General features: G+C 48.2%; 13 protein-coding genes. 9 read left to right on the top strand and 4 right to left on the bottom strand.

What is annotated here, in order from left to right:
- The first annotated feature begins 177 nt into the window (after positions 1-177).
- The 4 genes from NDI52_RS29190 to NDI52_RS29175 all read left to right on the top strand — a co-directional run bounded on the left by NDI52_RS29190 (position 178) and on the right by NDI52_RS29175 (position 4449).
- On the top strand, positions 178-828 hold the full coding sequence (locus NDI52_RS29190) for a hypothetical protein (protein ID WP_348256833.1): 651 nt from the start codon (positions 178-180) through the stop codon (positions 826-828).
- A 13-nt stretch (positions 829-841) separates the two neighbouring features.
- Positions 842-2053: a hypothetical protein gene (locus NDI52_RS29185; protein WP_348256832.1), complete on the top strand. Its 1212-nt coding sequence runs from the start codon at positions 842-844 to the stop codon at positions 2051-2053.
- Between the two features lie 265 nt (positions 2054-2318).
- Positions 2319-3332, top strand: coding sequence for a PDDEXK nuclease domain-containing protein (locus NDI52_RS29180; RefSeq protein ID WP_348256831.1), 1014 nt, complete (start codon positions 2319-2321; stop codon positions 3330-3332).
- A gap of 133 nt (positions 3333-3465) precedes the next feature.
- Positions 3466-4449 (top strand): tyrosine-type recombinase/integrase, encoded by a 984-nt coding sequence (locus NDI52_RS29175; protein ID WP_348256830.1) that lies wholly within the window; start codon positions 3466-3468, stop codon positions 4447-4449.
- A gap of 195 nt (positions 4450-4644) precedes the next feature.
- Here NDI52_RS29175 and NDI52_RS29170 read toward each other — a convergent pair whose 3' ends face one another.
- The 3 genes from NDI52_RS29170 to NDI52_RS29160 all read right to left on the bottom strand — a co-directional run bounded on the left by NDI52_RS29170 (position 4645) and on the right by NDI52_RS29160 (position 7148).
- Positions 4645-5175, bottom strand: a complete 531-nt coding sequence (locus NDI52_RS29170) for a hypothetical protein (protein ID WP_348256829.1) — start codon at positions 5173-5175, stop codon at positions 4645-4647.
- 239 nt (positions 5176-5414) lie between these two features.
- Entirely contained in the window at positions 5415-5912 is a 498-nt protein-coding gene (locus tag NDI52_RS29165; RefSeq protein ID WP_348256828.1) for a hypothetical protein, read from the bottom strand.
- A gap of 6 nt (positions 5913-5918) precedes the next feature.
- Positions 5919-7148, bottom strand: a complete 1230-nt coding sequence (locus NDI52_RS29160) for an XRE family transcriptional regulator (RefSeq protein WP_348256827.1) — start codon at positions 7146-7148, stop codon at positions 5919-5921.
- A 280-nt stretch (positions 7149-7428) separates the two neighbouring features.
- Between NDI52_RS29160 and NDI52_RS29155 the strand changes: the two genes are divergently transcribed.
- From NDI52_RS29155 to NDI52_RS29140, 4 genes are read left to right on the top strand one after another with little or no spacing between them, the layout of a single operon-like run.
- Complete coding sequence (locus tag NDI52_RS29155; protein ID WP_348256826.1) at positions 7429-8427, top strand: nucleotidyltransferase; 999 nt, start codon at positions 7429-7431, stop codon at positions 8425-8427.
- Positions 8424-10109, top strand: a complete 1686-nt coding sequence (locus tag NDI52_RS29150; protein WP_348256825.1) for a ThiF family adenylyltransferase — start codon at positions 8424-8426, stop codon at positions 10107-10109. Before NDI52_RS29155 ends, NDI52_RS29150 begins: the two co-directional genes overlap by 4 nt.
- On the top strand, positions 10087-10548 hold the full coding sequence (locus NDI52_RS29145; protein ID WP_348256824.1) for a Mov34/MPN/PAD-1 family protein: 462 nt from the start codon (positions 10087-10089) through the stop codon (positions 10546-10548). The genes NDI52_RS29150 and NDI52_RS29145 overlap by 23 nt, the downstream gene beginning before the upstream one ends.
- The gene (locus NDI52_RS29140) at positions 10545-11969 is read left to right on the top strand and encodes an SAVED domain-containing protein (protein WP_348256823.1); all 1425 of its coding nucleotides are present in this window, start codon (positions 10545-10547) and stop codon (positions 11967-11969) included. Before NDI52_RS29145 ends, NDI52_RS29140 begins: the two co-directional genes overlap by 4 nt.
- Before the next feature lie 117 nt (positions 11970-12086).
- Here the strand turns inward: NDI52_RS29140 and NDI52_RS29135 are convergent, their stop codons facing one another.
- Positions 12087-12461, bottom strand: a complete 375-nt coding sequence (locus NDI52_RS29135; RefSeq protein ID WP_348256822.1) for a DUF6876 family protein — start codon at positions 12459-12461, stop codon at positions 12087-12089.
- 608 nt (positions 12462-13069) lie between these two features.
- Here NDI52_RS29135 and NDI52_RS29130 point away from each other — a divergent pair.
- Positions 13070-13810 carry an S-layer homology domain-containing protein gene (locus NDI52_RS29130; protein WP_348256821.1) on the top strand — a complete coding sequence of 247 codons (741 nt, stop codon included), beginning with the start codon at positions 13070-13072 and terminating at the stop codon, positions 13808-13810.
- Positions 13811-13812 lie beyond the last annotated feature (2 nt).

Below are 13812 nucleotides of genomic sequence, written 5' to 3'. Positions count from 1 at the left end.
AAGCCAAGAGTATCTTTCGCTATGGTTTCGACCACCTGCGTCAAATCCTACTGAATCTGGAGTTATTCATCGATGAGTTTTTCCACGTCCTTCAATTTTTGTCCTGTACCTAGCTGATGGACAAGTAACTTCGGAGCCTCACCACACTGAGGAAGGTCAAGAAGATGCATCAGATTTTTGGAATCAGAACTCTTAACACCTTTTATCTATGGAGATTATGCAATGTTGCCAAGAGGAGCAAAGATACTGGCGACAGCGTTTCTGTCCACTTTTTCTTTAATAAGCTGTGTACCGACATCTGTACCACAGCCACCTAAGACTATCCTCATTTCCGTTGATGCCAGTACAAACGAAGAAGTAGCGTTTGCCGTTGCGTTTCTAGATGAATTTGCATTTCAAACGGCTCAGTACCAATGGCTAGTCGTTGATGTTCAGGACAAAAGTGAAGTAGCCAATTACTACTCCAACACACCAAGAAAAGAAGCCGTTGATGAGATCATTGAGCGTCTGGTTCAAACTCCATGTGATGATCAGGCTCTTATTTCAAGTCTGACACATGCAAAGGAATATGCGCAGCGATTAAACGAGAATGATTCGCTCAGCATTGTTCTGCTGACTGAGGGAACTCGTAATGTTGCAACCCTGAGTGCAGTCCATGAGCTTAGTCAAGAACTTTCAGCATTTCCCCATCTGAAGCTCTTTATTGCCGGAGTGAGTGAAGATAACAGACTTTCACTCTCACAGGCCTTTACCCCGATTGATGACCAGGTGCAGTTTTTTGGTAATGGCTTGGTCGAACTTGATGAACTACTCCGTCTTCTTTCGTGAAGGAGTCATCACTATGGTATTTTGGCGTCCTAAAAGAGATCCCTACGAAGTGACAGTTGACCGTCCTCATTGGTTTGAAAGGTGGATTATTGATCCTATTCAGGAACGATCAGGAGGGTGGTTTAGTCTTTTGCCTGCGGTAACTTGGGGGGGTGCAACATTTGAGGCGGTAGATTTGCCTAATGACCCTCATGCACAGCCTCTTGCTACTTACTTAAGGGAACATCATCCCTTGCTGTATTCAGAATGGTTTCATCGAATTTATAATGGTACTCGGCAGGTGTGTGAGCTTCAGGTAAAGCTTGAGCACTATAAGGAGTCACGAGAGGCGCTTTTTCAGCAAAGAAATGAGCTGGTTTTTCGGCTCCATGAGTCTTTTGGTGAAATGAGAGCTGATTTTAATGTCTCTTCTGTCAGTAAGGAGATGGAGCAATATCAGATAAAATCGGTGATCGCTTATCTTCTTTCTCCCTGGCTTGCCCCTGTACTCTTTCACTCAATGAAAGAACTGTTTGCGAGATCGTTGCACCCTTCCGATCCAATTGGGTTTGTGGTGTTTCCCTTACTTGTGGGGTTAGCTGCTGCTGCTTCCATTGGCGCTAAGATCGCGGTTAAAACGGCTGTACAGAATAGTCGCATGTCGTATATGGAGGAGCATCAAAAACGCCCTTCACCGGTTGAGCGCATCTTTCAATCTCCCGTGTTATGGACTGTGCTTGTACTAGGAGCTGAGATTGGATTTGGCGCTCCCTTTATTGTTCGATATCTGGCGCTCGCAGTGCGGGACAATCCATTTTGGCAAGTGGCGATCGTTTTAGGAAGCGGACTTGGTCCGTCGATTAATATGGCTATGGCTTGGGCGCTTGGGCGTGAAGGGGCACGGCTTTCCCACTTAGTAGCGAAGGAAGAAACACGGCTGTCTGCGCTTTACCAAGAGTCTCCTTACCGCAGAAGCATTGAGCTTTCTAACTCAGAGATTGGACAGGCCAAAATGCAGGTAAATGTTCTTAATGCACGCATACGGGAGTTAGAGCGTCAGCAAAAAACTCTCTCAAGGCGGGTACGGATTGATTACGCCAAGTGGATCCGAAAAGTAGAACGAATTTTACCGTCTACACCTCGTGCACAACAGTTATTGAAGGAGCAATTAGGGGGATTTCACCGAGATCGTTATCAAGGTAGCTCAACAGGTGTGTGGACAGATGGTTCACGTGGCGGTAGTTGAGCGAACTTGTGCTTTGGAGAAAAAATATACACACCATCTTTGAGGAACGCTTCTCTCAAAGATGTTTCTATGACTATATGGTGGATGAGTTGTCGTTGAGAACCGTAAAAAAGGCTTTTTCAAAGGGCCATAATTTCCTCAAGAAACTGAAGGAATTTAGACTCATCAATGCTTTGCTTGGCAAGCACATCTTGACTTATAGGATCACTTCCTGTGTTTCTGTATTCTGTATAAGTGAGGGTTGTTTGAAGACTGAGGATCGACTGTGGCTGCTGTGCAAGGGTATGGTGCATTACTGGGTGAGATTAAGGAGCGCATACGCTCCGCACAATACGAAGCGCTTCGAGCGGTAAACCGCGAGCTTATTGCGCTCTATTGGGATATCGGACACCTTATTGTGACGCGCCAGCAGGGGGAGAGTTGGGGAAAAGCTGTTGTGCAAAACCTAGCCCGGGACCTCAAAGAAGAATTTCCTAGAATTACTGGATTTTCCTCGTCGAACCTCTGGCGCATGAAGCTCTTTTACGAGACCTACAGGGATTCTGAAAAACTCGCACCAATGGTGCGAGAAATTGGATGGAGTCACAACCTTGCCATTCTAGAGAAGTGCAAGGATGACCTAGAGCGCGAGTTTTACCTTCGTATGACTCGCAAATATGGGTGGACTAAGAACGTGCTCATCCACCAGATTGAGAACCAGACCTATGAAAAGACCCTTCTTAGTCAGACGAATTTTTCTGAAACCCTGCCCGAGTCTCTTCAGCACCAAGCGAAACTTGCGGTGCGAGATGAGTACGTTTTTGATTTCTTAGAGCTTGACGATAAGCACAGCGAGCGTGAGCTTGAGCACGCATTGATTGGCAAGATTGACACGTTTTTACGACAAATGGGAGGCATGTTTGCCTATGTAGGAAGCCAGTATCGGCTTGAAGTAGGAGACCAAGAGTTTTTCATCGATTTACTGCTTTACCACCGGCGGTTACGGTGCCTTGTTGCCCTTGATCTCAAAATAGGACGATTCCAGCCAGAGCACGTGGGGAAAATGCAGTTTTATCTCGCAGTACTTAACGATCAGGTTCGTTTGGAAGATGAGAACCCCTCAATTGGCATCGTGCTTTGCAAATCAAAAGACAAGATGATCGTTGAGTATGCCCTTAAAGATTCGGACAAGCCGATCGGTGTAGCGACCTATCGTATGGTCTCTACCTTGCCACAGGAACTAAAAGGGCAACTCCCGGCTCCCGAACAAATTGCTCAATTCCTTGAGAACGTCGAGTAGCGTTCCCGCCATTTTTCCATCGACAAATTTCTACCCAGCGAATACCATTCCCCTTCCCTTGCATCTTTATTACATAACCCCTCTTTATGTCATAAAGCCAACTATACTCAATTTTGACCCCCCGAGGTGCCCCGTGAGTGACTTACTTGTTCCCGGCAAACCTTCCACCCCAGGATCCTCCTCTGAGGGTCCTGAACTTCACCTTCCGGCGATCGTAGTTGACGCCGGTGAGCAGACAGCACGACGGTTCGTCGAGTTTTTCCTCGTGGGTATCCGCAACAAAAATACCCGTGCCGCCTACACCCAGGCAGTCCGGCAGTTTCTTGAGTGGTGTGATGAGCGCGGGTTGCAGTTTGGGAGTATCAGCTCGCTTGCGATCGCAGCCTACCTTGAGCGCCATCCTGGATCTGCCCCGACGATCAATCAGCACCTTGCGGCGATCCGCTCCATGTTTGCGTGGATGGTCAAGGGAGGCATTCTTCCTGCCAACCCCGCAGCAGAGGTGAAAGGGCCAAAGCACAGGGTGAAGATTGGCAAGACACCCGTCCTCTCAGATGAGGAGATGCGGGAGCTGCTCAGTGCCATTGATGTGTCACATGTGGTGGGACTTCGCGATCGTGCGCTTATTGCCACTATGTTTTTTAGCTTTGCCCGGATCAGCGCCGTGTTAGCGATGAAGGTTGAAGACTATTTCCCTAAGGGCAAGCGGTATTGGTTGCGGCTCATCGAAAAGGGAGGCAAATACCATGAAGTGCCAGTCCACCATAAAGTTGAGGAATTTCTCGATGCGTACCTCGAAGAAGGTGGCCTCTGGGATGCGAAGGGTACTCCCCTCTTTCGTACCACAGTCGCAACAACACGGAAGCTGACCGAAAACGGACTTCAGCGCCAGGAGGCGTGGGCCATGATTAAGCGCCGCGCACTACTGGCTGGTGTCAACACTGATGCGTGTAATCATACATTTCGGGCTTCAGGCATTACTAATTATCTAAAAAATGGTGGAAGTCGTGACAACGCACAAAAAATCGCAGCGCATCAAGACGTCAGGACTACCGCATTATATGATAGACGAGAGAATAATATTAGCCTCGATGAAATTGAGCGGATACGGCTTTGAGCTAATGGCAACAGGGGAGAGCTTGAAGCGCTCGCCCTCCCCTGTTGTGATTGAAGTTTTTGAGAAACCCTAAGCGCCCTTTGAATTGTACCTGTCGTCGCGTCGATTACTGGCGTTGCCCCGCCAGGACTTAGGCTCATTGGTGCATGAGTCGATGGAGACTTTCCTGCTCCATCTCTTTAACGACGACGCCAATTAACCCATCCGTTGAGAGCGCGTAACCTCTGGTAGTCCCAGTAATGGAGGCTGATCTGCGAGCGCTGTTGCCGCTTGGTCCCAACTGCCGTTACTGAGTGGTCCTCCTTTTGCTTTTGGTTCTGGTGTCTGTTTCCTCGGCTTTTTCTTGCGTTTCCATTCTTTCCACTGCTCCCACTTCTGGATGACCTGTGTCGCGTCAAGGGCAACCATCCCGTATGTTTCTACAAGGTCAGAGAGCCGAATGACTGGATTACCGCGTAGTGAAAGTGCTTTTAGTCCCTCTGGAAGCACAATTGGAACGTCAGACTTTTTGACGACCAGTGTACCGTGCAGTTCAAAAATTGGACCGTTTACTATGAGGGGGCCTTCCTCTGGCTGTGCTAGCCCTTGAGAAGCCCCCTTTCCCCCTTCCTGTAACCGTTGTTGCTCGTTACCCTCATCACAGATTGCATCTGCGAGGAAGATCGCACCGATGACCGCGATCGCGTACATGACAAAATCGAACGCTCCAAAATAGATGTGAAGCATATCTCTGCCCTCCTGGGCGAACCTTTGACTTCAGGAGTGGGGTACCAGAGGATGCTCAAGATTCCAAAGGAAAAATTTCTTAAGACAATTTTTTTGTTTCTTGTCCAGAGGAGATTCGATCTTCCTACCCTTAAAAGGTCCGCTTACATATGTGGACTTTGCCGTCTATATTAGGAAGGTATTTTCACTTACTTCTTGAGCTTTGTTACAAGTGAAGATGAATACTTTAATGAATCTTTTTAAGGAAGAAACTCTTGAAATGATTTGCACGATACAGGAAATTCTCCGAGTGCTTTCCACTCGAAAATAAAGCTGTCTGCCTCTTGCAGTGTAAGCTTCCTAGCTTGAATATTACACACAATAACATCAACAGTGGAATAAGGGGTTACGTTCATTTTGAGAGCTTTCTTCCTCGCTCGTTTGTCATCAAGAATAAGCCTGTAGGCATGATCCTGTGCAAGCACTATAGAGCTTGCTTCTCCTCGACCTAAACCTTCTGCACGGAGCTTCTCAACCTCAAGGAGATGTGTGGGATCTACAAGAGGAATCTCTTTTATCTGCTGAGATATAATTAGGTTTTCGAGAGATTCGCGAGGTCTTCTTACCTCTGCTCGCACAAAGTCAGTACACGCAAGGGGAATATTAAATATTCCAAGTAAATCAAACCTCCCAATTTTGAGAAATGAAATAAGTGGAGACGCATCGACTAAGACGTATGCGCTTTGGTCATTCTCCACGGTGGTCTAATCCTCCTTGCCAGCAACTGCAACAGGCATAAGCTCTTCGTAAGGAATCCCTACAAGCTCACATACTTCACGGAAACGACCCGCAGAAATTTTATTCCGACGAAAGGCTTCAATCCCTAGAATAACTAATTGACGAATAAGGTAGGGCTGTTCCTCTTGTTCCTCCTCAGAAGAATGTGCAAGCATTTTAAGGGCTCTTAGCAGTTGCTTTCCTTGGTCTCTTTGCTCAAGCAATGTAGTTAATTGATTTCTGCTAATGGCATCAATGTCTCTTAATCGAATTGCTGCAACGTCATAACTGACTGCATACTCATGGGCAAGCAGGGCTACATCATGAACGCTAATTCGTTGTGCAGTTCCATCATGCCGCACTTCATGATGTACGGCTTCATCAGCTGCTACGTCCCAGATCCACGCCGAAGCACGGCTTGGGCGGCCCTTATGCATACGTTCTAAAGACTCGTAGACACCAGCAGCAGGGATGAGAAACTCACTTGCAAATGCATTAGCGCGCTTTTCAATAAAGTCATTTTTGTTTTGAGTAGAGGTAGGCTCTGGCTCTCTACGATTGCGATCAACTAAGGCATGTGCATATTCATGCGCGTAAGAGAAGCGCCGCCTCACACGTGCATGTCTTTGATGTACAAATATTGCCAAACCATATTGTTGGTGCGCAATGAACAATCCAGACACATTATCAGGAAAGTTGACGGCAGCAGTCCATATTCCCTGGGATGCGATAAGGTTCGCAACATCAGAAATAGGTCCCGCACCGAGCTTTAAGCGCTCTCGCTCAAGTACTGCAATCTCTTTCCCCTGGGCAGCTGCTTCTTCGTAAGACCTAGGCAGTGGTAATTGGTAGATGGGAGGGAACGCAGATAGAGGATCCCCCAACATGTCTCTCAGTCGTACTGCTTCCTTAAGGATCTCAATCTGGTGGGCGATTTCCTTGCTCCACCCAAGGGGAGCGTTCCCCTCTATGCGACCAAAAGTAATGAGAAGATCTTCTTGAAGAGGTTGATCAACTAAGAATTCAGCCGGGTCTCTTCGGTAAAGCTGTGCGAGTTGCTGTAATTCAACACCTGTGACGGTACGAGTACCTTTCTCAATCTTTATGAGTGCAGTTCTATCGAGCCCGATCACTGCTGCTGCTGCCTCTTGGCTTAACTGCACGTTTTTGCGGGCTTCCCGCAGCCTCTCTCCAATGACTTCATTTGTAAGTGCCATAGTTCGTCCTCCTATGTTCTAGAATCGCACTTTTTGGCCAAAAGCTCCAGAGAAAGTTGCGAACTCAAGAGTAGATATGCCAAAATAAGAACATTGGTGGCAAAAAAAAGAAAAAGAGTAAGAATATCTCACTTTTAGTCACCTCACTTGTTGCTACTGCATGTGGCCAAACGAGCCTTTCTGACCGCACATGAGGAGCATGAGATACTCAAGGTCCTCATATACACAGCGTTATAGCCTATGCCCGTATGCAACTCCTCTCACCTCAAGGTTAAACACTATGGTTCCCAATGCTCGCTTTCTTGAACTGCTGCGCGATATTGAACCCAGTCCTACTACCAAAAGCGACGCATCGTCAGCTCATACCGCACTTCGCGATTATTTGAGTTGCTGCGATGAATTTACTGATCGGCATGTTCGAGACTTTCTCGCGGGAAGCTACGCCAGAGATACTGCGATACGCCCCAAACGATCAGAAGATGGCTATGAGAGGCCAGACATCGACATCATAGTTGTTACTAACTACGATACTTCCACCGATCCTGAAGTCGTCCTGACTGAGTTGAGTACTGCGCTTGAGGTATCTTTTACTGTTGAGCGGATTAATAAGCGCTCTGTAAGGGTGATCACCAGTAAAGCGGAGATTGATGTGGTGCCTGTCGTTGAGGATGGCACAGTCTACAAGATCCCTGATAGAGATCTGGGAGATTGGAAGTCAACAAACCCTCCGCGTCATAACGACTGGAGTGGCGAGCAAAACGGGTATTTTGAGGGACGTTTTAAGCCTTTAGTGAAGCTTTTTAAGTGGTGGCGGCGCGAGAATAAAACAGGAAAGCGGCCTAAGGGTTTTGTACTCGAAGTCCTCGTGTCAAAGCACGCTCCGAGTGGTGAAAGCCACTATGGTGAAGCTTTTGCCCAAATGCTCGAAAATATTTCTGCGGCCTATGCAGGTCTTGCAGAGATGGGCATCAAGCCGTTTATAGAGGATCCGGGCCTACCTGGGAACGACATTTTAGCCAAAGTATCCATTACTGATTGGAAAAACTTCATTGAACGTGTGCATGTTCATGCGGGCTATGCACGGACCGCTCAGAATGAGGATGATATGGAAGAGGCAACTCGTCTTTGGCGCAAACTGTTTGGTAATCGGTTTAAAGCTACTGCAAATCCTGCCAAAGCGGAAAATATTGCTACGTATGCAGCTGCACCGGTAACTTCGTCAAGTTACGTCTTTCCTCACGTCTCAGCTGCGCCTACCAGGCCGCGTGGATTTGCATGACCTTGTGGTGGCTTAAAGACTTTGCTCGCGTTCGTAGCGAGATGGCAGCAGTCGAACAGGCTGCTGCTGAAGGGTGGTTTCGCCTCTCTGGTTGGCGGGTCAATAGATTCCGCTTCTCAGCTGATGGCGTCATCACTGCCCACGGAGTGGAGTATCCTGTTTGTCTCATTTATCCAGACCAATTTCCTTTGGTACCAGCATGGGTTGAACCGCACGATCCTGAGGCACAGTGGAGTTCCCATCAGTATGGGAAGGGCGGTGCTCTATGCCTAGAACTTCGACCAGATAACTGGTCACCATACGCCTCCGGTGCTGATGTTGTACGAAGTGCGTATAACCTCTTGCTTACTGAAAACCCTCTTGGTGCGGGAGAGCATGGCACGGTTCCTTCTGCCCACCAAGTTGGTAGTGTTCAGTCTTCTTTGTGGGGAATCACCTCAGTTCTCATCAGTGCTGGATGTCTTGCACGTCTTCAAGCTGGCACTGCTGAGGGTATCCGTGCGTTTCGATGGATGCTTCATGATGGTATGTGGCCCATCCTTGTATTTGATGCCACTGATCGTCGTCATCCTCGACATATCGCCTCTTCCCCTCCTGGTGCATTTGGGCATGAGTTACCGATAGTCATTGCCCATTCCTCACTGCCTGATCCTTTGCATCGAGACCGTGCTGCACTTGCCTCAGCGCTCGGAATCAATCTCGATAATCATACAGATGCGCTTATGGTGATCGCTATCGATGGCGATCGCATCATCCCAATTCATTCCATGGGTACAGATTTCACTTTGAAGTGTGAGTGGTTTGTACTGCCTGATGATGCAGGAACTCGAACTGGGCGAGCGATACCAGAGGTACCTAAAAGTGTTGCGTTAATTGGACTTGGCTCAGTTGGTTCAAAGATTGCCGAAATCTTACTGCGCTCAGGCATTAGCTATTTTGTACTTGTTGATGGTGATGTGCTGTTACCTGCCAATCTTGAGCGCCATACTCTTGATTGGAGAGACGTGGGCTTTCGCAAAGCAAATGGTGTGAAACGCCGATTACATCACATTATGCCAGGCGCTCAAATTGAGGTGATTGCTGAGAACTTAAACTGGCAGCGCTCAGCGAGAGCCCACGCAAATCAACTCGATGTCATTGCCAATTGTGATCTTCTTGTGGACGCCACTGGTGATGCGCCAACTACCTTGCTGCTTGGGGCGATAGCGTCTGAAAGTAATAAACCATTTGTTTCTGTTGAGGTATTTGAGGGAGGATTGGGGTGCTTAGTGGCTCGCTCTCTCCCCGAAAGGGATCCTGCTTATGTGCATGGACGAGCGGCTTATATTGCATACTGTGAGCAGCAAAACGTTGAGCCTCCACTCAGTAGTCATCGAGCTTACGAAGCGTTGAGTGCGTCAGGAGAACCTCTCGTCGCTGATGATGCTGCGGTCACCATTGCCGCTGCTCATGCCGCACGAGTCATTCTTGATATTCTCGATGAGCGTGTGAGTGCATCTGATGCTGCATGGCTCCTTTTCGGTTTTCGCGAGGGATGGCTTTTTAGGCGACACGGTGACAGCCTTAGCCTTGATATGGGATCAGTATCCCCACCAGATCCAGCGGTGGAAGATAATGAAATACGTGATTTCGTGATGGCATTGGCAAAGAAGGCCCTCAATGAGACTCCGCCTACCACCTGATCAAATCGAGCAACTCATTACGGCCCTTCGTCGAGCAGGAAAGAAGGAAATTGGGGGGCAGATTTTCGGTGAGCAACTTATGCCCTCAGATTTTCGAGCAGTTGAACTCACTCTTCAAAAGCAGCCAGGAACATTCGCACGGTTTATCATCGATCTTGTGCAGGCTGCTCAAGACGCACTACGCTTCTTTGAACGTACAGAATATCGCTACACTCAGTTCAACTACATCGGTGAATGGCACAGCCACCCAAGCTTTGAGGTGAAACCCAGCAGTGTAGATCTGGCTACTATGCGAGCACTCGTTTCTGATCCGGAATTTCAGGGTAATTTTGCGGTACTCATGATCGTGCGACTCGATAACGGTCACCTGATCACTCGTGCATGGCTCTTCGATCCATCAGGCGGTGAAATCCCAATCACGTTAGAGATAGAAAGATGACGGCAGAAGAACCAACACTTACGAGTGCAAAGGGATTGGGCGGTATCATCGCGCAAGAAGGGTTTGATTACCAGGTGTGGGATGCGCTCGCCCGGTTACCAGACTGCCTTCAAAATCCTGCTTTTGAAGGCATGATTTTAGAAGGACTAGAAGATGTCGAGGCTCGATTCTTTGCACCACATGCACCGCATGGGCATTTGTTAGAGCGTTTCCAGGCTAAATCAGGAGTACTCACTCGTGCTGGCCTTGTTGAAGTATTTAATTCCTTTTATGCCTTTGAAGAGAATCACCCTTGCGTTGCTCGCGTGCAGACATTAGTCACGCCATCGCTGCCCCCAAATATGGCTTGGATTGCGCGTGATCCTGAGCGCGTTCGCCGAGCCCGACCGTTTTACAGCCCTTTTGCTGATGTTGCGCATGTGAGTGATGAAAAACTACGTAACGACCTTAGTGAGGAGTTTGGCTCTCATCTTGGGCATTTCTTTGCAAGCTCAATCGAAATTTCTTTGAGAAATTTGCCAGATCGCACTCAAGCTGAAGGCGTTTTTGCCACAGCACTGAATAGAGCATTCCCCACCCTGGAGGTAAGTATGCGCAGGGTGGCAAAAGGGTTTAGTGCCCTACTTGACCTTATGGCACAGTCTCGTGGGCTCATGCTCACCCGAGCACAACTGGTAACTGTACTTGAGGACGCTCTTGAACTTCAGCTTTTTCCCGATCGCAAGCTTAGTATCCATATCTGTTCAGATCACAATGCCCCAGGTATAAATGCGATCGAAATTGACGCACGCAAGTTCTCTGGTAATGAAAATGGATTTCCGGCACCGGAACGATGGCTGAGTGACTTACTGCACCCTCTTACAGCTACTGCTCGTTGGGCTCGAGAGAATCGCTACCAGCACATAGCCCTCTCAGGCTCTTATCGGTTAACCACTGCTTTTGCGTTAGGGTGGGCATTTCGGTCAGCAATTGGATTTGAGATTGACATCCCTACTAAGCAGGGCATCTGGTCCACTAATGAACATCCCACACCCGATACGGCTCCCCTACCGTGGTGTCTGACTAAACCAAGGGCTCTTATTGATGGACACCTTAAGGTTGGCATCGGTATTGTGCGCGACCCTACCGCTGATATTCTGTCTACTCTTGAGCTCCAATCACCTACCGATATTTTGTCTGCTTTTCTCCCCGCGCCAATAGCCAATGGGGTGCAGGCACAAGCGTCTGTGCAGCTTCTAAAAAATGCACTCACACAGGCTGTCTCACAATTACGACCAGCAGCAATAGACCTATATTTTGTTGGTCCCGCAGCATTTTCTGTGGCACTAGGACATCGTTGGAATGCTCTTCCACTTACCCATTTTCATGAATTTGTACGTGGGAATCAGTGCTACGTGCCAACGCTTACCGTCGGCAACTAAGTGTAGACACTCCCTATTTCATTTCTGCACACGCTCAGTACCTTAGGTTGCAATTTACGTAAGGCATACAGATCATGCAGGACAAGACGTACTTAACCTGCATGTCCCTTCTCTTCTTTAGTATTCGGACGGAAGGCAGAGTACCCCCTGCTGCAAATACAACCGAACCCGCGTAAGCGGAAAGTCGGTGAAGGGAATGGTTTGTGTCACAACGACATCATCTGAGTCTCTTTCGCATATGAGGACCGCTGAACGGTCTTCGTTTACGGTGAGTGTCCAGAATTGGAACTCTTTGAGCATTGGGTCTTCTCTCACTCGTGGATCAATCTGCCAAGCGGCGATCGCATCGAGCAGCCAGTGGGCACCACCACGTTCAGCCAGATACAATACGCCGTCAGTGAACAGCATCCCTAGCCAGTGCCGATAATACGTGCTCGTTCCAGTAAAGTGCGCAAGATCCGCTTCGGTGAGCGGTCGAGGTGAGTGAGTCATGGAGGGGCGTCCTTAGAACGTGTAATAGTTCCTGTGGACCACAGGCCATGCTCCTGCAAAACCTTATGGGAAAAACCATGAAGCCTTTGCCCTGCATGGTCTCACTACCATGCAGATCCTTCTACCCCTATTGAGCACGGTTAAAGCGAAGCTGTCGCCAGATACAAGTAGACCTGATCTGGATTGTGCAACAACGTAAATTCTATGAACTAGTAGAAACGGATATAAGTTATATCTAAAGTTCTTCAAACAAAACAACTACTTTAGTCAATGAATGATTCTCGGTAAGCCAGAGCGGACAGAAGCCTTGGCGACGACGCGAGCTATGGTTATTTGTAATGTAGGAGTAAAGGAAACGAAACAGCGTATCCTTCTAGATAACGTTTTCCCGTGAAGCGATCAGGGTGAGAAGCAAGTCTCTTTCGGCGTGGTTGTATGGTGACAATCACCTTACCCTTCCAGCGTTTCAGATCGTTGTCACAAGTGAGCCAATCTTGCAGGAATTTCCTTAAGTGCCCCTTCAATCTTTTTAACCTTGTGTTTCAACGGATACTCCGCATTGGGTGATATGTTGCTACCAACGGATTTGTTTGTTGGAGTTTGCCCGAATGTCTCGTTTTTCGCGTTGGGTGGCTGGAAGCGCTGCGCTCTTAGCTCTTGGAATAAGCAGCGGTGTTGCAGTTGCCCCCCTTGTCTCCCCGGCTCCTGTTACAGCTCAAGAAAGCAACTTTAGTGATGTTCCGGATGATTACTGGGCGAAAGACTTTATTACTGCCCTGGCACGTATGGATATGATGGATGGTTTTCCTGATGGCACATTCGACCCCGATGGTCCAGTCACCCGCGCTCAGTTTGCTGCGTTAGTAAGTCGGGTAAATAACAACTATTGGGAGAGACCTGACATTCGCGATAGTGTAGATCTCTCTGATGTTAGATCAAGCTATTGGGCAGCGGTTTCAATTGATAATGTCATCAGTACAGGCTTTATGAGACCGTATCACGATGGTATTTTTAACCCCGAACTAGCCATTCCTCGCGAGCAAGTCTTTGTCTCGCTTGCCGATGGACTTGGTTACACACAGGCACTCACTCAAGAGCCATCGAGTGTTCTAAATATCTATCAGGATGCTTCTGCCATTTCTGACTATGCTCTCAGAGGGGTTGCCGCTGCAACAGTCAATGGTTTAGTGGTGAACTATCCTAACGTTACAAGGATCGATCCATGTTGTTACGGCGCAACTCGTGCAGAAGTTGCGTCTGCCATTTACCAAGCACTGGTCTCTACAGGGCACGCACCAGCGATTAACTCACCCTACATTGTGACTCCACCAGCAGCAACGACTCCATAGAA

It is taken from the genome of Leptolyngbya sp. PL-A3 (assembly GCF_039962325.1).
GTDB lineage: Bacteria > Cyanobacteriota > Cyanobacteriia > Elainellales > Elainellaceae > Vacuolonema.
Note: the sequence above shows the minus strand (reverse complement) of the source record. Positions and strands in the feature narration are given on the sequence as shown.